Source organism: Variovorax paradoxus (assembly GCF_029919115.1).
In the GTDB taxonomy this organism is placed as follows: Bacteria; Pseudomonadota; Gammaproteobacteria; order Burkholderiales; family Burkholderiaceae_C; genus Variovorax; species Variovorax paradoxus_O.
In genome coordinates, this window is the sequence record NZ_CP123990.1 from 2,540,131 (window position 1) to 2,557,381 (window position 17,251).

Genomic DNA, 17,251 nt, shown 5'->3' on the forward strand with positions numbered 1-17,251 from the left:
GGGGAGTACCCGGTGGCCTTTGCACGCACCCTGAACTAAGTGGCCCCGATCACGCGAGACAGGCAGAAATCAGTCTTCTTCGGGAGGCTCTTCCGTACGCTCCCCAGCGGGGCGCGGTGCGCGCTTGCCAGGCTTGGCCAGGATCTCGACATAGAACTGCTTGCCGGCCTCCTTGACGACGCCGTCGATCAGCCCCGTGATCGCCGAAAGGTGCACGGCTTCGGCAGTTTCCGCCGAGGTGCCGAACTTGCAGTCGAAGTCCCAAAAGTCCGCGCCTTCGGGCAGAACGCGCCGGCGCTCACGCTTGATGTACTTGCGAATCTCGTGCTTGATGGCTTCGAGGAGGCGGTCAGGGTGCTTGCCCTCGACCTGAAGCTGAAAGGTTTTTCTCATGGGTGATCGTAACGCGCCGCGCTGTGTACAGTCGGCGGTTCAATGGAAAGCAGGTAAAGACATGGCGCGCGCAAACGACTGGGCAAGCAAGGTAATGGCATTGGTCAACGGCGGCAACGCATCGGCGGCCATCGCGCAGATCAAGGTCGCGCCCTCGGTCAAGGACCTGAAGGCGCTCCAGACCATCATGACGCTGTCGAAAATGAAAGGCCGCTATCCCAATGTGGATGCGGCCATCGAGGACAACTTGGCGCTGCTGGCGGCGCCGCGGCTGCACCGCTCGCCCTGAAGATCTACAGCGCCTGGCCCAGGCGCTTCACGCCCTCTTCGATCTTCGTCACGTCGGCCGTCGCAAAGCTCAACCGCAGCGTCGCCAGATCGGGCTTCTCGGCATAGAACGGCGCGCCCGGCACAAAGGCCACCAGCTGCTCGATGGCGCGCTTGGCCAGTTCGGTTGCATCGGCCAGCTTGCCGTTGGCACCGGTGAGGCGGGCCCAGAAGAACAAGCCGCCCTGCGGCTGGGTAAAGCTCACCGCATCACCCAACTCGCGCTTCAGCGCCGCGCCCATGGCCTGCGCGCGCTGGCCGTACACCTCGCGCACATGCGCCAGCGTGGCCGGCATGCGGCCGCTCTTGAGGTATTGCGCGGCCGTGGCCTGCGAGAAGGTGCTGGTGTGCGCATCGCTGAACTGCTTGCACATGGTGGCCTTGGCCAGCAGCTCGGCGGGGGCGATCATCCAGCCGATGCGAAGGCCCGGGCTCAGCACCTTGCTGAGGCTGCCGCAATGGGCGAGCAGCTCGCGGCTGCCCGGCACGTCCTTGCTCAAAGCCATGATCGAAGGCGGCGGTGCCTCACCGAAGTACAGGTCGCCGTAGGGGTCGTCCTCGACGATCAGCGTCTGGTACTTGACGGCCAGCTCGAGCACCTTCTTGCGGCGCTCCAGGCTCAGCATGGCGCCGCTCGGGTTGCCGAAGGTGGGAATCAGGTAGACGAACTTGGGCTTGTGCTCGGCAATGAGCTTTTCGAGCTCGTCGGTCTTCACGCCGTTGGCGTCGATGGGCGCACTGATGAGCTGGGCGCCGTACAGCCGAAAACACTGGATGGTGGCCAGGAAGGTCGGACCTTCGACAATCACCTTGTCGCCGGGCGAGATCATGGTCTTGCCCAGCAGGTCGAGCGCCTGCTGGCTGCCGGTGGTGACGATCAGGCCGGTCGGGTCCACCTCGACACCCTTGGTCTTCATGAAGGCGCTGAGCTGCGTGCGCAGCGGCTCGTAGCCCTCCGTAGCGCCATATTGCAGCGCGCCGCCGGGTTCTTCGGTCAGCGCCTTCTGGCTCGCCTCCTTCAGGCCCTCGACGTCGAACATGGCGCTGTCGGGAAATCCGCCCGCAAAGCTGATGATGCCGGGCTTGCCCAGCAGCTTGAAGAGTTCGCGGATGGCGGAGGTTTCGACGTTGTCGAGGCGGGAAGCGAATTGCATGGGAAGTCTCACTTTCTGAGGCGCTATTGTGGCGAAAGCCGCGGGCAATAAAGCTGCGTAAGGCCATCGGCTTTCAACGATATATTGCAACTATCGCTGCCCGCCCCCACACCGCCCCCATACGGCAGACGAGCGCCGCGCTTCCAGCCCCCATGAAAAAAGACAACATTCCCCTCTTCTTCGCCACCCTGCAGGCGGCCAATCCCACCCCTGAAACCGAGCTTGAATACGCCACGCCCTTCGAGCTGCTGGCCGCCGTGCTGCTTTCCGCGCAGGCGACGGACGTGGGCGTGAACAAGGCCACCCGCAAGCTTTTTCCGGTGGCGAACACGCCACAAGCCATCCTGAGGCTGGGCGTGGAAGGCCTGGAGGAATACATCAAGACCATCGGGCTCTACCGCAGCAAGGCCAAGCACCTGATCGAGACTTGCCGCATGCTCGTGGAGCAGCACGGCGGCGAAGTGCCGCGCACGCGCGCCGAGCTCGAGGCGCTGCCGGGCGTCGGGCGCAAGACCGCGAACGTGGTGCTCAACGTGGCATTCGGCGAGGCGACGATTGCCGTGGACACGCACATCTTTCGCGTCAGCAACCGCACCGGGCTTGCGCCGGGCAAGACGCCGCTCGAAGTGGAGCTCAAGCTGGAGAAGCGGGTGCCTTTCGAGTTTCGGCTGCATGCGCACCACTGGCTCATCTTGCATGGGCGCTACATCTGCGTGGCGCGCACGCCAAAGTGCTGGGAATGCGCGGTGGCGCCCTACTGCGACTACAAGCCGAAGACGCCTCGGCCCAAGTCGGCCTGATGCCGACCCTTGCCCAGGCTAGAGCTCGAATGCTTCGGGCTGCCGTCCGTCGATGTCGGTAAAGCCGTATTCACGCGCTAGGTCAGCCACGCGGTGCACGCCGCCGCTTTTCTGCATCACCCGCGCGTCGCCCGCCAGCGCGGCAATGGCGCGGCCCAGGTAGCGCGGCGACTCGGTTCTTGCGAGCGCCGGGCGTTCACGCCAATGCGCTTCGTCGGTCTTGTGCCCGGCGAGCACGAACTCGGTTCGCATCCAGCCCGGTGAAAGCGCAAGCGACGCCACACCGTGCGGGCGGAGTTCCTCGGCCATGCCAAAGGCCAACCGGTTCATCGCCGACTTGGCGAGATCGTAGAACAGGTTGCCGCGCATGTACTTGTCGCGGTCCCAGAAGCTGGTGATCGCGATCAGGCCGCTCTTCTGCGCCACCATGAGCGGCGCCGCGAACCGGCTCGCGAGCAGGTGGTTGCGCACGCCGCGGTCGAACATCGAGTCCCAGTTGGAAAGCGGATGCTCCCAGAACGGTGCCTCGAAAACGCCGTCGAAGGTTTCGTGCCCGCCCCAGGCGTTGTTCACCAGCACGTCGAGGCGGCCCTGCTCGCGCTGCACCCGCGCGAAGAGGCTTGCCACGTCGTCTTCCTGTGTGTGGTCGCAGCGCACCGCAATGCCGTGGCCGCCCATGCGCGTGAGTTCATCGGCCGTATCGTCGATGCTGCCCGGGAGGGCTTCGAGTTCCGAGAGCGCGAGGATGCGTCCATAGCTTTCGGCCGGCCGCGCGCGCGTGCTGCGGCCTGTGACGTACACGGTGGCCCCCGCCGCGCCCAGCTCCAGGGCAATGCCGCGGCCGGCGCCCCGGCTGGCGCCGGTCACCACGGCCACGCGGCCCTTCAGCGGCTTCTTGGCTTCGTCGTCTTGCATCGAGTTCTTTCCTTTTTCTCCGAGTTCGAAGCCCGAAGGTACCGCCGCGTCACGTCGCCGTATTGGAAGAAACCGAAACCGTGCGGCCGAGAAACTCGGTCGGCGTGAGGCCGCTGAGCGCCTTGAACTCGTTGACCAGGTGCGACTGGTCGTAGAAGCCGCCATCGAGCGCCAGTTCCGCCCAGCCGGGCATGCGCGGCCGCGGCTGCCGCAAGGCGCGCAGGCAGGCATGCAGCCGCGCGAGCCTGCCCCACGTGCGCGGCGAGAGGCCCACCTGCTGTTGGAACAGCTGCTGCAACCGGCGCTCGCCGATTCCGACCGCTGCCGCCACATCGCGCAGCGACTGCCGCCCGCCCGATTCCCCGATCAGCTGCGCCGCCTTTATTGCGGCCAAAGGGGTGGCCGGTTGAAGGGCCGCGTCAGCCTGCGCCAGCCGCTGCCGGAGCATGGCGCACAGCACCGCAACCCGCGAGGCGTCGTCACACGCGGCTGCCATGCGTTCGCGCAGTTCGGCGCCTTGGCCACGCCAGAGTTGATCGAGGTGCACCGCGGTGCCGGCAATCTCGCCGGCGGGCATGCCGAGCAGCGCCGCGGCCGCGCCGGGGCGCAGCGTGACCGACAGCCCCTCGACGTTGCCGCGCAGCCGAACCAGCGCCGGTGCAGCCGAGGCGCCGATTGCTTCAACGGGCTGCCCGGCGCCGTCACCCACAGAGGGCGCATCGCCAAGGTTGAAGACCAGCCGCACCGCGCCGTCGGGCAGCACGCGCTCGAGCACTTCGCGCCCGTCAGGCAGCGCTTCGCGGTAGAGCAGGATGTGCGCGACGTGCGAGCGCAATGCCGCCGCAACCGGAAAGGTCCGCAGCGACCCCGCCGGCATCGCAGCCTCGGGCCCGTGCAACGGGTCTTCGTCGAGTCGAACGTACAGGCGCTCGTGGAAAGGCTGTGCGGGCATGGCGCGGATGGGGCAATGGAATGGCGCGGACGCTGCCGCCCGTCAGTCGCATTCGATCAGCAGGCACGCCCCGTAGTCAATGGGGCCAGCCGGCCATTGCGTCGCGGCCTCCACGCGCCGCACTCCGCGGTGCAGCAGTTGCACCGCGCGCATCACTCCCGCATGCGTGACCCACACCGCGTCTTGCCCTGACGCGCGCCACTCATCGAAAGCAGCGCCCGTGCGCTGCATGAAGCTGGCCGTGCTTTCGCCGTACTCGCCCGGAAGACCGTCGGCAAAATTACCGATCCATGCGTCGAAATCTGCAAGGGGAATGGAGGCCCATGGCCGGCCTTCCCAGATGCCGAAGTCCATCTCGGCCAGGCGCGCGTCCGCCCGCACGGCAAGGTCCGGACGCAGCATGCCGATGGCGTCGGCCAGCTCCGCACAACGGCGCAGGGGGGAGTGGACCACCGCGGTGCCCGCGGGTATGCAGGCCTGCACGGCGCGCGCAACCGCCAGCGTTGCCTCCGCAGGCACGCAGACATCCGTCACGCCGTAGCAAAGGCCCGGCGCGGCGTCGGTCCGCGCGTGACGGACGAGCCACAGCTTCATGTCTGCCACGCCAGAGCAAGATAAATCGCAAGCTCGCACACCTGCTGCGTCCCGCCGAGCCCGTCGCCGGTAAAGCCCTGCAACCGGCGACGGAACATGCGCGCCAATACCAGCGCCACGCCAGCGCATGCTGCGACCATGGCCGCCGTTCTTGCGGGGCCCTGCATCACCAGCACCAGTGCAAGGGCAGGCACCGACCAGAGCACGCCGACCAGCAAGGCGCCGCCGCCGATCGCGTCGGCCAGCGGCTTGGCCTTGCTCGCGCCGGCATCGCCCACATACGGCAGCCAGCGAATCAAAAACAGCGGCGCCAGCCGCGACAGCACATGCGCGCCGACGATGGCACCGGCCACCGCCTGCACCCCCTGCCCCGCCAGCGAAGCAAGCAACGCGGCCTTGAGGCCTAACGCAAGCACCAGCGCAATGGTCCCGAAGGCACCGATGCGCGAGTCCTTCATGATCTCGAGCGCGCGGTTGCGGTCCGCCGATCCGCCCAGTCCGTCGGCCACGTCGGCCAAGCCGTCCTCATGAAAGGCACCGGTGAGCAGCACGGTCGCCACCATGCTCAGCAGCGCCGCAGCCAGTGCACCGGAGGGGCCCGGCAGGCCCTGCAGCGCCAAGACGAAAGCAGCCGCACCTACGACACCCACGAGCCAGCCCACACCCGGAAAATGCGCCGCGCTCGCGCGCAGCATCTGCGGGCTGAATCCGACCCATTCGGCGAGCCGCCCAGTCACCGGCACGCGCGTGAAGAACTGAAGGGCCAGCAGGTAGTGGCGAACGCCGTTCATCGCGCTTCAGCTGTCCTTGCGCGACACGCCCGCTGCCTCGAAGCTCGCCATTTCGCGCAGGATGCGGCAGGCCGATTCGAGCAGCGGCCAAGCCAGCGCGCCGCCCGAACCTTCGCCAAGGCGCAAATCGAGATTCAGCAAAGGCTCCAACCCGAGGTGCTTCAACAACAGCGCATGCCCCGGTTCCGCCGAGCTGTGCGCGGCCACGCAACGCTGGGCCACGTGCGGCTGCAGCGCCTGCGCCACCAGCACTGCCGCGCTCGCGATGAATCCATCGACCACGATCACGCGCCGCTCTTCCGCCGCCTGCAGCACCGCGCCGACCAGGGTCGCGATTTCGAAGCCACCAAACGCAGCCAATGCATCCAGCGGCGCGGCGGCTGATGCATGCAAGGCCAGCACCTCGCGCAGCACCGTGCGCTTGCGCGCCAGCCCGGCGGCGTCGAGCCCCGTGCCTGCGCCGGTGCAGGCATCGATGCCGAGGCCCGCCAGGCGCGAAAGCAGCATGGCCGCCGCCGAGCTGTTGCCGATGCCCATCTCGCCGAGCAGCAAGGCATTGCCGGGGAGCGCGCGCACCACCTCGCGGCCGTTGGCAATGGCCTGCGCGCATTGCTCCGGCGTCATCGCAGGCCCAGCCGACGCATCGGCAGTGCCGGCGGCGATGCGGCGCGACACCAGCCCCGGGCGCGCCTGAAAGTCGCGCCGCACGCCGCAGTCGACCACCGTCAGCGCGAGTCCATGCTGGCGCGCCAGCACGCTCACCGCCGCACCGCCTGCAAGAAAGTTCTCGACCATCTGCCAGGTCACGTCGCTCGGAAACGCGGAGACGCCGCGCGCCGCCAGGCCATGGTCACCCGCGCACACCAGCATCTGCGGCGCTTCGAGCACGGGCGTTTCGCTGCCCAGGATCAGGCCGATGCGCAGGGCCAGGCTCTCGAGGCGGCCAAGCGCGCCGAGCGGCTTGGTCTTGTTGTCGAGCGCGCCCTGCAGCCGTGCCGCAAGCGCGTCGTCGCGAATATCGAAGACGGAAGGAATGGTGTTCTTGTCGGTCATGCGATCAGGCCGTGCAGTACGCCGGCCTCGAAGTGGGTGTCGATGAAATCGGCCAGGCCGTCGAAAGTGGAATCGAGCGTGGGTGCCGCGGCGCCGAAGAGCGCGTGCAACACGGCCGCATCTTCGAACAGACCGTGCAGGTACAGGCCCAGCACATTGCCGCGCGCGTTCTGCCAGGCCAGGCCTTCGGGCATCACGGCATGGCCGTCCTGCGCCATTTGCGGATGTATCGCGGTCTGGCCATGGTGTATTTCATAGCCTGCCACCGGCACGTTCGAAAGCACAGCCCATTGGCCGCCGAGTTCACCGAAGATGGCAGCTCGATGGCGCACGGTTTTCTCGCGCTCGAACACGGTCACCAAAGGCAGCAGCCCGAGGCCGGGCGCATTGCCGTCGATGCCATGCGGATCGACCAGCGCCTCGCCCAGCATCTGCAAGCCGCCGCAAACGCCGAGCACGGCGCCGCCGCCGGCCGCATGAGCGGCAATGGCACGGTCCAGCCCCTGCGTGCGCAGCCACGCGAGGTCGCCGCTGGTGTGCTTGGAGCCGGGCAGCACGATCCAGTCGGCACCGGCCACGTCGGCCGGCGTGCGCGCCCACACCAGCCGAACGCCGGGCACATTCTTGAGCGGCTGGAACTCGTCGAGATTGCTGATGCGTGGATACGCCACCACCGCCACCGTGCGCGTAACGACGCCGCTCGAGCGGCTCCGGTCGTCGAACACGCCGTCTTCCTCCGGCAGGCCGTGCTGCCACCACATGGGCAGCGTGGCCACGGTGGGTACGCCGGTCAGCGCCTGCAGTTGCTGCGGCGCCGGGGCCAGCAGCGAGGCATCGCCACGAAACTTGTTGAGCACAAAGCCGCGCAACAATGTGCGGTCGCTCTCGGGCATCAATGCCCATGTGCCGTAGAGATGCGCGAAAGCGCCGCCGCGGTCGATGTCGGTCACCAGCAGGCAGCGCGCATCCGCATGGCGGGCGACGCGCAAGTTGACGATGTCGCTGGCCATCAGGTTGATTTCGGCCGGCGAGCCGGCGCCTTCGATCACCACCACGTCGTTGTCGGCGCGCAATTCGTCGAACGCCGAAGCAATCTGCGGCCACACGCGCTCGCTGCGCCCGCGCCAGGGCATGGCCGTGAGCTCTTCATTCACCTGCCCCATCAGCACCACCTGGCTGTGGGTGTCGCGCTCGGGCTTGAGCAGCAGCGGGTTCATGCGCACGTGCGGTACGGCGCGCGCCGCCAGCGCCTGAAAGTATTGCGCGCTGCCGATCTCGCCGCCATCGACCACGCGGGCGTTGTTGCTCATGTTCTGCGCCTTGAAAGGCGCCACCTTCAGGCCCTGCCGCGCATACCAGCGGCACAGCGCAGTGACCAGCCAGCTCTTGCCGGCGCCACTGGTCGTGCCCAGAACCATCACGCATCGGGTTGTCATGCGGCTATTGTCCGTTGTCGCCGCATGCCGCTTCCTCGAAACCCGGCTGCCCAAAGAAAAAGGGGCTTGCGCCCCTTTGGTGTTTCAGCGTGCCGCGGCCTGCACCGCGCCCGGCGCACCGGGCTCAGGCTGCGCCTGCGCAGTGGCCGCAGGCACTTCCCACCCGCCGCCGATGGCGCGGATCAGCCCCACGGCCGCCTGGTACTGCGCCGACTTCACCTGCAGTGCCTGGCGACGGTTGCGCAGTTCGCTGCGGCGGGCGTCGAGCAGGTCGAGCTGGCTGATGTAGCCGTTGCGGTAGCGCGTGTCCGACAGGCTGGTCGCGCGCTGGGCCGAAGTGACGGCCTGCGCCTGCACGGCCGATTGTTCCTGCAGGATGCGGATGGCGGAGAGCTGGTCTTCCACCTCCTGGAACGCCACCAGCACCTGGCTGCGGTAGTTGGCCAGCGCACCGTCGAGCTGCGCGTTGGCGCCCTGCACGCCGGCTTCGCGGCGGCCGCCGTCGAAAATCGGCAGCGAGAGCAGCGCACCCACGCCCCACGAGCGGGCCGACCACTTGAACAGGTCGCCGATCTCGGGCGATGCATAACCGGCCGCACCTGTCAGCGAGATGTCCGGGAACCAGGCAGCCTGCGCGACGCCCACACGGGCCTGCGCCGCGAGCACGGCGTTCTGCGCGGCCGAGACATCCGGGCGGCGCGTGAGCACCGTGGCCGGCACGCCCGGCGGCACCGACGGCAGCGCGGTGGCCCACTCATCGGTACGCAGGCCGAAGCTCGAGGCCGAATCGCCCACCAGCACCGCGAGCGCATGTTCGACCTGTGCACGCTGCCGGTCGAGCGCGAGTGCGTCCGATTCGGTGGACGACACCTCGGTCTGCACGCGTGCCACATCCAGCTCGGCGATGTCGCCGGCCTGTTGGCGGCGCTGCGTCAGGCGCAGCGTGTCGCGGTAGGCCTCGACCTGCTCGCGCACCAGGGCACGCTCGGCGTCGAGCGCACGCAGCTGCAGGTAGGTCTGCGCCACCTCGGCCTGCACTGCAAGGCGCGTGCTTTGCAGCAGCGCTTCTCGGCTGGCCGCATCGAGCTTGGCCGCATTGCTCGCACCCGAGAGCCGGCCGAACAGGTCGACCTCGTACGAGAAGGTGGCGCCGATGTTGGTCATCGTGGCCGGCCGGGTGCTGGCCGTGGCCTTGTCGAGGCCCGCACCGCGGTTGGCACCGGCACCCAGGCCGATCTGCGGCAGGCGGTCGGCCTGGGCACTGCGCGCCAGGGCGCGAGCTTCCGCAAGCCGGGCCGCCGCGGCCTGGATGTTGTTGTTGTTGACGTCCGCCTTTTCGACCAGCGCATTGAGCACCGGGTCGTTGAAGGCCAGCCACCAGGCGCCGCGCGCCTGCGCTTCGGAAGGCACCGCACGCGTCCAGCCCGCGGGCGGGGCGGCGCCCTGCTCCTTGAACTGGGCGGTGGTCTGGATTTCCGGCACGCCGGAGGGCACGGTCGCGCAGCCGGCCAGCGCCAGGGCTGCCACCAGCGGCAGCAAGGCGGTGCGAAGCGGCTTGACCCAAGGTTGTACTGAGAATTTCATGATGAGCTTTCTTCTCGATCAGTCGTGCGAGCCGTGCGAAGGGCGCGGCGCAGCAGGCAGCGGGTGCAGCCCGCCACCGCCCGAACCACCGTGGGACGACGGTGCCGGTGCAGCCGGATGGGCAAAGTCTTCCCCGTGCGGCACGTCGCCATGCAGCTTGAGTGCGCGGTTGCCCGCAAGGCGGCGCATCAGCACGTAGAACACCGGCGTCAGGAACAGGCCGAAAGCCGTCACGCCGATCATCCCGGCGAACACCGCCACACCCATGGCCTTGCGCATTTCAGAACCAGCGCCGGTCGACAGCACGAGGGGCAACACGCCCATCACGAAGGCCAGCGAGGTCATGAGAATCGGGCGCAGGCGCAGGCGGCTGGCTTCGATCGCAGCCTGGATGGGCGTGCGGCCGGCAAACTCGAGCTCCCGCGCAAACTCCACGATCAGGATCGCGTTCTTCGCACTCAGCCCCACCAGCACGATCAACCCGATCTGCGTGAAGACGTTGTTGTCACCCCCCGATATCCACACACCCGTCATCGCGGCCAGGATGCCCATGGGCACGATCAGGATGATGGCGATGGGCAGCGTCAGGCTTTCATACTGCGCGGCCAGCACAAGGAACACCAGCAGGATGGCCAGCGGGAACACCAGGAAGGCCGAGTTGCCGGCCAGGATTTCCTGGTAGGTCAGTTCGGTCCACTCGAAGCTCACGCCCTTGGGCAGCGTCTCGGCCGCAATCTTGGTGATCGCGTCCTGCGCCTGGCCCGACGAATAGCCGGGGGCCGGGCCGCCGTTGATGTCGGCGGCAAGGTAGCCGTTGTAGCGCATGGCGCGTTCCGGGCCGAAGGTCGAATTCACCTTCATGAGCGCCGACAGCGGCACCATCTCGCCCGAGGTCGAGCGCACCTTCAGCATGCCCACGTCTTCGGCACGGGCGCGGTAAGGCGCATCGGCCTGCACACGCACGCTGTACGTGCGGCCGAACTTGTTGAAGTCGTTCGCGTAGAGGCTACCGAGATAGATCTGCATGGTGTCGAAGATGTCCGTCACCGGCACGCCGAGCTGGCGGGCCTTGGTGCGGTCGATGTCCGCATACAGCTGCGGCACGTTGACCTGCCAGCTCGTGAACATGCCCGTGAGCTCGGGCGCGGCATAGGCCTTGGCCATGAAGGCCTTCACCGCGGCGTCCATCTGGTCGTAGCCCACCGATGCGCGGTCTTCCAGCTGCAGCTTGAAGCCGCCCGTGGTGCCCAGGCCCGCCACCGGCGGCGGCGGGAACATCACGATGAACGCGTCCTGGATGCTGGCAAAGGCACCGTTGAGTTGGCCGGCCACGGCACCGCCGCTCTGGTCGGCGCGCTTGCGCTGGTCGAAGGGCTTGAGCGTGGCAAACACGATGCCCGAGTTCGAGCTGTTGGTGAAGCCGTTGATCGACAGGCCCGGGAACGCAATGGCGTCTTCCACGTTCGGGTTCTTCTTCATGATCTCGCCCATGCGCTGGATCACTTCGTCGGTGCGGTCGAGCGTGGCGCCGTCGGGAAGTTGGGCAAAACCGATCAGGTATTGCTTGTCCTGCGCCGGCACAAAGCCGCTGGGCACCGCCTTGAAGAGGCCGAAGGTCACGCCGATCAGCGCAAGGTAGATCACCAGCATCAGCGTCTTGCGCGAGATCACGCTCTTGACGCCGCCGCTATAGGCTTCCGAGCCGCGGCTGAAGAGCTTGTTGAAGCCGCGGAACAGCCAGCCGAAGGCCTTGTCCATGCCGCGGGTGAGCGCGTCCTTGGGCTGGTCGTGGCCGCGCAGCAGCAACGCGGCGAGTGCGGGCGACAGCGTGAGCGAGTTGATGGCAGAGATCACCGTCGAGATCGCGATGGTCACCGCGAACTGGCGATAGAACTGGCCCGTGAGGCCGCTGATGAAAGCCAGCGGAACGAACACGGCCACCAGCACCAGCGCAATCGCGATGATGGGCCCCGACACTTCGCGCATCGCGCGGTAGGTTGCTTCTCGCGGCGTCAGCCCGGCCTCGATGTTCCGCTCGACGTTTTCCACCACCACGATGGCGTCGTCCACAACGATACCGATGGCCAGCACCAGCCCGAACAAGCTCAGCGCGTTGATGGAAAAGCCCAGCACGTGCAGCACCGCGAAGGTACCGATCACCGACACCGGCACGGCCAGCAGCGGAATGATGGAGGCGCGCCAGGTCTGCAGGAACAGGATCACGACCAGCACCACCAGCAGGATGGCTTCGAGCAGCGTGTGGATCACCGATTCGATCGATGCGCGCACGAACTGCGTCGGGTCATACGCAATGCGATATTCCAGGCCCTCGGGCATGTTCTTGTTGAGCTCGGCCATCGTCTTGCGCACGTTGGACGAGATGTCGAGCGCGTTGGAACCAGGCGCCTGGAACACGCCCATGCCAACGGCCGGGTCGTTGTTCAGCAGCGAACGCAGCGAGTAGTCGGCAGCACCCATTTCAAGGCGGCCGATGTCGCGCAGCCGGGTCACGGCGCCGTCGGTGCCGCTCTTCACGATGATGTCGCCGAACTCTTCCTCGCTCTGAAGGCGCCCTTGCGCATTGATCGACAGCTGCATGTCCACGCCCGAGAGGCCCGGCGAAGCGCCGACCACACCGGCCGCGGCCTGCACGTTCTGGCCGCGGATGGCAGCCACCACGTCGCTGGCCGAGAGGCCGCGTTGCGCAACCTTTTGCGGGTCGAGCCACACGCGCATCGAGTAGTCGCCGCCGCCGAAGATCTGCACCTGGCCCACGCCTTCGATGCGCGCGAGCGGGTCCTTCACGTTCAGCACCGCGTAGTTGCGCAGGTAGTTGATGTCGTAGCGGTTGTTCGGCGAGACGAGGTGAACCACCATCGTCAGGTCGGGCGCGCTCTTGACGGTCGTGATGCCCAGGCGCCGCACTTCTTCGGGCAGGCGCGGCTCGGCTTGCGAGACGCGGTTCTGCACCAGCTGCTGGGCCTTGTCGGGATCGGTGCCGAGGCGGAAGGTCACCGTCAGCGTCATCACGCCGTCGGTGGTGGCCTGGCTGCCCATGTAGAGCATGCCTTCGACGCCGTTGATCTGCTCTTCGAGCGGCGTGGCCACGGTTTCGGCAATCACCTTGGGATTGGCGCCCGGGTACTGGGCGCGCACCACCACCGAAGGCGGCGCGACTTCGGGGTATTCCGAAATCGGCAACCCGCGCAGCGCGATCAGGCCGGCTATCAATATCAATAGCGACAGCACGCCGGCAAAGATCGGCCGGTCGATGAAGAATTTAGAGAGATTCATGTTGTTTCTCCGGCGAGCGCAAATGCGCTCCCCTCCGAGTTCAGGACTTCGCGGCTTCCGCGACGCGTTCCGGTTGTTGTTGCTTGGTGTCGGCCTTGGCGTCCATCGTCACGTTCTGCGGCACCACCAGCGCGCCGGGGCGGATGTGCTGCAGGCCGTTCACCACCACGCGCTCGCCGGCCTTCAGGCCCTTGCTCACCACGCGCAGCCCGTTGACGGATGCGCCGAGCGTCACTTCGCGGTACATGGCCTTGTTGTCTTCGCCCACGACCATCACGAACTTCTTGTTCTGGTCGGTGCCGATGGCGCGTTCGCTCACCAGCAATGCGGCGTCGTTGCGTGCCTGGCCCATGCGGATGCGGGCAAACTGGCCCGGAATGAGCGCGCCGTCCTTGTTGTCGAACGAGGCGCGAACGCGCACCGTGCCGCTGCGGGCATCGACCTGGTTGTCGATCAGCTGCAGCTTGCCGATGAAAGGCGTGCCGTCGAAGCCCGAGGTACCCATCTGCACCGGGATGCTCTCGATCTGGCCGCGTGCGCTGGCGCCGCTCGGCAGGTCTTTGAGTGCGCGCGTGATCACCTGCTCATCGGCATCGAAGCTCGCGTAGATCGGGCTCACCGACACCAGCGTGGTCAGCACCGGCGCGCCGGGGCCGGCGGCCACCAGGTTGCCCTGGGTCACTTCGAGCTTGCCGATGCGGCCCGACACGGGTGCACGCACTTGCGTGTAGCCCAGGTTGAGGCGTGCCGACTGCAGCGTCGCTTGCGCGGCACGCAGGTTGGCATCGGCTTCGCGGCTGGCATTCACACGTTCGTCATATTCGCGCTGGGCAATGGCCTGCTGGTCCCACAGGCGCTTGGCGCGCTCCTGCTCGCTGCGGCTGAAGGCCTGGCGGGCCTGCGCCGACGCCACCTGGGCTTCGGCACGCTCCACCTCGGCGGCGTACGGCGCGGGGTCGATGGTGATCAGCAGGTCGCCCTGCTTCACCAATGCGCCTTCGCGGAAGTGCACCGCCTGCACGGCGCCCGCCACGCGGGAGCGCACATCGACGCGCTGCACGGCTTCGAGCCGGCCCGAGAACTCGTCCCAGGCGTTGATTTCGCTCTGGGCCACGGTGGCCACGGATACCGGCGTGCCCTGTTGCGCCGCAGCGGGTGCCGTGGCCTCCGCCTTGAAGCTGTGCATGCCCAGCACTGCGGCGGCCACGGCCAGCAGTGCGGTGAGCCCGGTCACTGTGGGCCACAGGCCCTTGCGGGCGACGGAAGACAGTTTTTGCTTATTGTTCGACATGATGGTTCGTCCTTCTCGATGACTTTTTGGGATGCAACAGGCCACCCCGGCGCTTTTGGCGCCAGGAGGCGGATTTCTAAGATTGACCGGGGTTACCGGTGGGCCGGGGAAAGTCGTCGCGACGTCTGGCTGGGCTGCCGCGACCGGCCCACCTAGCTGGGCTTGGGTGCTACCGGGGGCGGCGTGGTGGCACTGAAAAATTCGCGGAAGTGCTGCTGCACGCTGGCTTCGCAGGCCTTGCAGCCCGATGGCTCGGGGTCGTACAGCGCCTTGGGCCAGTTGGCGGCGCCGGGCAGCACGCTGCTCGTCACGTCGATGCCGGCTGCGCGCAGGCGGCCGGCAAAAGTCAGCGCCTCGTCGCGCATGGCATCGTCGGCGCCCACCAGCACCAGCGCGGGTGCCAGGGCTCCGAGCCGGAGCGACCCGCTAGGCACGGCGTAGGGATGGGTCGCGTTCGAGGGGCAGCTCAGGTACTTTTCCCAGCCCTTGGCCCAGCGGCATTCGGCTTCGTCGTTGGTCGCCTTGCGCAGCGACGCGGTGCCGGCGCACGGGTCGAGCATGGGCGAGAGAAGGATCTGCCCGGCCAGCGGCGGATGGGCCCGGTCGCGGGCGATCAGCGCCACCCCGGCGGCCAGGTTGCCGCCGGCTTCTTCGCCGGCCAGGTACACCTGGGCGCCCTTGCCGCCGAGCTTGACGCGCTGCTTGTAGAGCCACTCGAGCGCCGCATAGCCCACCTCGATGGGCTCGGGGAACGGCGATTCGGGTGCCAGCGGATACGCCACCGATACCACCACCGCACCGGCCCCTGCCAGCAGCCGGGCCACGTTGCGCCCGTTGTCCAGGTTGCCGCAAACGAAGGTACCGCCGTGGAAATGCAGCACCAGCGGCACCGTTTCACCGCGCGGGCGTTGCCCGTAGACCCGGGCATCCACCGGCGCACGGCCGGGCAGCTCGATCGAAAGATCGGCTTCCACGCCTTGCGCCGCGGCGAGGGCAGCGGCTTCGGCAGAGCGGGACGACGGACGGGGTGACATGGGGGCAACCTCAGGAGGATTGGCGATAGTCGAAATATAAGGCGGCCAGTGTGGCGTTAAACAGGCAACCTGCCCCTACTCTGTTTCCAAACGGCGAACAATCCGGGAAACGATAGGGATTGTCACCTTGTGTGAGAATCCGCTCCCCCTCGGCAGCGGCCGGGTCCCCAGGAACAGTCATCAATGGATCAAATCCAGGCAATGCGGATCTTTGTCCGCGTGGTGGAAGCAGGCACCTTCACTCGGGCCGCGGATTCGCTCGCCCTGCCAAAGGGGACGGTCACCAAGCAGATCCAGGCGCTGGAATCGCGCCTGCGGGTGAAGCTGCTCAACCGCACCACGCGGCGCGTCACGGTAACGCCCGACGGCGCGGCCTATTACGAACGCGCGGCGCGCCTCCTGAACGACTTCGACGACATCGAAGCCAGCATGACCAATGCGCAGGCCAACCCCACGGGGCGGCTGCGCATCGACGTTGGCACCTCGGTGGCGCGGCTGGTCATCCTGCCCGCGCTGGCCACCTTCTGCGACCGCTACCCCGAAATCCAGGTCGACCTGGGCGTGAGCGACCGCACGGTCGACCTCATCACCGACAACGTCGACTGCGTGATCCGGGCCGGCGAGCTGAGCGACCAGTCGCTGGTGGCGCGGCGCATCGGCACCCTGCACTTCGTCACGGTGGCATCGCCCGCCTACATCAAGCGCTACGGCATTCCGCAGCACCCCAACGACATCGAGAAGCGGCATCACGTAGTGAGCTACTTTTCAGGCAGCACGCGGCGCATCTACCCGCACGAGTTCAAGAAAGGCGACGAGACCATCGAGCTCAACGGGCCGTACCGCGTGTCGGTGAACGAGAGCAACGCCCACATGGCGGCGGTGCTCGGCGGCTTTGGCATTTCGCAGTGCATCACCTTCATGGCCGAGCCGCTCCTGGAGAGCGGCGAACTGATCGAGGTGCTGTCGGACTGGCACCGCGACCCGCTGCCGATTCATGTGGTCTACCCGCCCAATCGCCACCTGAGCGCGAAGGTGCGGGCGTTCGTGGATTGGGCGGCCGAGCTGTTTGCGAAGAACCCGCGGCTGCAGCGGCGCTGAGCCGTCTTAGCGGCCTAGCCGGCTTCACTCGGCCGGGCCGAACACCGGTTCGCAGCGCACCTCGGTCTTGACCGAGTTGGCAATGAAGCATTCTTCATGCGCCCGGTGGTGCATGTGCTCGATCTGCTCGCGCGTAGGCAGGTTGGCGCCGGAGAAGGTGACCTCCGGACGGAGCGTGACCACCGTCATCGCGAGCCTGCCTTCGGCGTTCTTTTCCATGATGCCGCTCGCCGCGTCGAAATAGCGGTCGACGGTGAATTTGCGCTTCACCGCCATGGTGAGGAACCACAGCATGTGGCAGCTCGAGAGCGAAGCGACGAAGGCTTCTTCGGGGTCGACCGCCGCCGCATCCGAAAACGGCAGCGGCACCACGTGCGGCGACGAGGAGCCCGGCACTTCCGCGCCGCCGTCGAAGCGCATCGAATGCCTTCTGCTGTAGCTGTTGCCGAGAAAGTCCTGCTCGCCTCGCTGCCAGAGGATCTCTGCCGTGTACTGGGCCATGCCGTGCGCTCCAAGGTCGATGGGAGCGCCATTC

Annotated in this window: 16 protein-coding genes; 3 read left to right on the forward strand and 13 right to left on the reverse strand. The window is 67.3% G+C overall.

What is annotated here, in order from left to right; genetic code table 11:
- Positions 1-69: 69 nt before the first annotated feature.
- On the reverse strand, positions 70-393 hold the full coding sequence (locus QHG62_RS12355; protein WP_281151110.1) for a DUF6172 family protein: 324 nt from the start codon (positions 391-393) through the stop codon (positions 70-72).
- Positions 394-454: 61 nt separating this feature from the next.
- On the opposite strand from QHG62_RS12355, the gene QHG62_RS12360 reads away from it, so the two are divergent.
- Positions 455-682, forward strand: a complete 228-nt coding sequence (locus QHG62_RS12360; RefSeq protein WP_157614223.1) for a hypothetical protein — start codon at positions 455-457, stop codon at positions 680-682.
- Positions 683-686: 4 nt separating this feature from the next.
- Here QHG62_RS12360 and QHG62_RS12365 read toward each other — a convergent pair whose 3' ends face one another.
- The gene (locus QHG62_RS12365; RefSeq protein ID WP_281151111.1) at positions 687-1,874 is read right to left on the reverse strand and encodes a PLP-dependent aminotransferase family protein; all 1,188 of its coding nucleotides are present in this window, start codon (positions 1,872-1,874) and stop codon (positions 687-689) included.
- Positions 1,875-2,026: 152 nt separating this feature from the next.
- Between QHG62_RS12365 and nth the strand changes: the two genes are divergently transcribed.
- A complete protein-coding gene (nth, locus tag QHG62_RS12370; protein WP_281151112.1) occupies positions 2,027-2,674 on the forward strand; it encodes an endonuclease III in 648 nt (215 codons plus the stop codon).
- Between the two features lie 18 nt (positions 2,675-2,692).
- Here nth and QHG62_RS12375 read toward each other — a convergent pair whose 3' ends face one another.
- From QHG62_RS12375 to QHG62_RS12420, 10 genes are all read right to left on the reverse strand, one after another.
- Entirely contained in the window at positions 2,693-3,589 is an 897-nt protein-coding gene (locus QHG62_RS12375; RefSeq protein WP_281151113.1) for an SDR family NAD(P)-dependent oxidoreductase, read from the reverse strand.
- A 49-nt stretch (positions 3,590-3,638) separates the two neighbouring features.
- Positions 3,639-4,541 carry a helix-turn-helix domain-containing protein gene (locus tag QHG62_RS12380; RefSeq protein ID WP_281151114.1) on the reverse strand — a complete coding sequence of 301 codons (903 nt, stop codon included), beginning with the start codon at positions 4,539-4,541 and terminating at the stop codon, positions 3,639-3,641.
- Between the two features lie 42 nt (positions 4,542-4,583).
- Complete coding sequence (locus QHG62_RS12385; RefSeq protein ID WP_281151115.1) at positions 4,584-5,135, reverse strand: histidine phosphatase family protein; 552 nt, start codon at positions 5,133-5,135, stop codon at positions 4,584-4,586.
- Positions 5,132-5,926 (reverse strand): adenosylcobinamide-GDP ribazoletransferase, encoded by a 795-nt coding sequence (locus tag QHG62_RS12390; RefSeq protein ID WP_281151116.1) that lies wholly within the window; start codon positions 5,924-5,926, stop codon positions 5,132-5,134. The genes QHG62_RS12385 and QHG62_RS12390 overlap by 4 nt, the downstream gene beginning before the upstream one ends.
- Positions 5,927-5,932: 6 nt before the next feature.
- Positions 5,933-6,979, reverse strand: a complete 1,047-nt coding sequence (gene cobT, locus QHG62_RS12395) for a nicotinate-nucleotide--dimethylbenzimidazole phosphoribosyltransferase (protein WP_281151117.1) — start codon at positions 6,977-6,979, stop codon at positions 5,933-5,935.
- Positions 6,976-8,415, reverse strand: a complete 1,440-nt coding sequence (locus tag QHG62_RS12400; protein ID WP_281151118.1) for a cobyric acid synthase — start codon at positions 8,413-8,415, stop codon at positions 6,976-6,978. Before QHG62_RS12400 ends, cobT begins: the two co-directional genes overlap by 4 nt.
- Before the next feature lie 84 nt (positions 8,416-8,499).
- Positions 8,500-9,999, reverse strand: a complete 1,500-nt coding sequence (locus QHG62_RS12405; RefSeq protein WP_281151119.1) for an efflux transporter outer membrane subunit — start codon at positions 9,997-9,999, stop codon at positions 8,500-8,502.
- 18 nt (positions 10,000-10,017) lie between these two features.
- Positions 10,018-13,293, reverse strand: coding sequence for an efflux RND transporter permease subunit (locus QHG62_RS12410; RefSeq protein ID WP_281151120.1), 3,276 nt, complete (start codon positions 13,291-13,293; stop codon positions 10,018-10,020).
- 40 nt (positions 13,294-13,333) lie between these two features.
- Positions 13,334-14,584, reverse strand: coding sequence for an efflux RND transporter periplasmic adaptor subunit (locus QHG62_RS12415; protein ID WP_281151121.1), 1,251 nt, complete (start codon positions 14,582-14,584; stop codon positions 13,334-13,336).
- Positions 14,585-14,736: 152 nt separating this feature from the next.
- Entirely contained in the window at positions 14,737-15,618 is an 882-nt protein-coding gene (locus QHG62_RS12420; protein ID WP_281151122.1) for an alpha/beta hydrolase, read from the reverse strand.
- A 183-nt stretch (positions 15,619-15,801) separates the two neighbouring features.
- Between QHG62_RS12420 and QHG62_RS12425 the strand changes: the two genes are divergently transcribed.
- Entirely contained in the window at positions 15,802-16,716 is a 915-nt protein-coding gene (locus tag QHG62_RS12425) for a LysR family transcriptional regulator (RefSeq protein WP_281151123.1), read from the forward strand.
- A 24-nt stretch (positions 16,717-16,740) separates the two neighbouring features.
- On the opposite strand, the gene QHG62_RS12430 is transcribed toward QHG62_RS12425, so the two are convergent.
- On the reverse strand, positions 16,741-17,217 hold the full coding sequence (locus QHG62_RS12430; protein ID WP_281151125.1) for an OsmC family protein: 477 nt from the start codon (positions 17,215-17,217) through the stop codon (positions 16,741-16,743).
- Positions 17,218-17,251: the final 34 nt, after the last annotated feature.

Excerpts from the sequence above, each read along its gene's own strand:
- QHG62_RS12355 (WP_281151110.1), bottom strand. The coding sequence starts at position 393 with ATGAGAAAAACCTTTCAGCTTCAGGTCGAGGGCAAGCACCCTGACCGC.
- QHG62_RS12360 (WP_157614223.1), top strand. The coding sequence starts at position 455 with ATGGCGCGCGCAAACGACTGGGCAAGCAAGGTAATGGCATTGGTCAAC.
- QHG62_RS12365 (WP_281151111.1), bottom strand. The coding sequence starts at position 1,874 with ATGCAATTCGCTTCCCGCCTCGACAACGTCGAAACCTCCGCCATCCGC.
- nth (WP_281151112.1), top strand. The coding sequence starts at position 2,027 with ATGAAAAAAGACAACATTCCCCTCTTCTTCGCCACCCTGCAGGCGGCC.
- QHG62_RS12375 (WP_281151113.1), bottom strand. The coding sequence starts at position 3,589 with ATGCAAGACGACGAAGCCAAGAAGCCGCTGAAGGGCCGCGTGGCCGTG.
- QHG62_RS12380 (WP_281151114.1), bottom strand. The coding sequence starts at position 4,541 with ATGCCCGCACAGCCTTTCCACGAGCGCCTGTACGTTCGACTCGACGAA.
- QHG62_RS12385 (WP_281151115.1), bottom strand. The coding sequence starts at position 5,135 with ATGAAGCTGTGGCTCGTCCGTCACGCGCGGACCGACGCCGCGCCGGGC.
- QHG62_RS12390 (WP_281151116.1), bottom strand. The coding sequence starts at position 5,926 with ATGAACGGCGTTCGCCACTACCTGCTGGCCCTTCAGTTCTTCACGCGC.
- cobT (WP_281151117.1), bottom strand. The coding sequence starts at position 6,979 with ATGACCGACAAGAACACCATTCCTTCCGTCTTCGATATTCGCGACGAC.
- QHG62_RS12400 (WP_281151118.1), bottom strand. The coding sequence starts at position 8,415 with ATGACAACCCGATGCGTGATGGTTCTGGGCACGACCAGTGGCGCCGGC.
- QHG62_RS12405 (WP_281151119.1), bottom strand. The coding sequence starts at position 9,999 with ATGAAATTCTCAGTACAACCTTGGGTCAAGCCGCTTCGCACCGCCTTG.
- QHG62_RS12410 (WP_281151120.1), bottom strand. The coding sequence starts at position 13,293 with ATGAATCTCTCTAAATTCTTCATCGACCGGCCGATCTTTGCCGGCGTG.
- QHG62_RS12415 (WP_281151121.1), bottom strand. The coding sequence starts at position 14,584 with ATGTCGAACAATAAGCAAAAACTGTCTTCCGTCGCCCGCAAGGGCCTG.
- QHG62_RS12420 (WP_281151122.1), bottom strand. The coding sequence starts at position 15,618 with ATGTCACCCCGTCCGTCGTCCCGCTCTGCCGAAGCCGCTGCCCTCGCC.
- QHG62_RS12425 (WP_281151123.1), top strand. The coding sequence starts at position 15,802 with ATGGATCAAATCCAGGCAATGCGGATCTTTGTCCGCGTGGTGGAAGCA.
- QHG62_RS12430 (WP_281151125.1), bottom strand. The coding sequence starts at position 17,217 with ATGGCCCAGTACACGGCAGAGATCCTCTGGCAGCGAGGCGAGCAGGAC.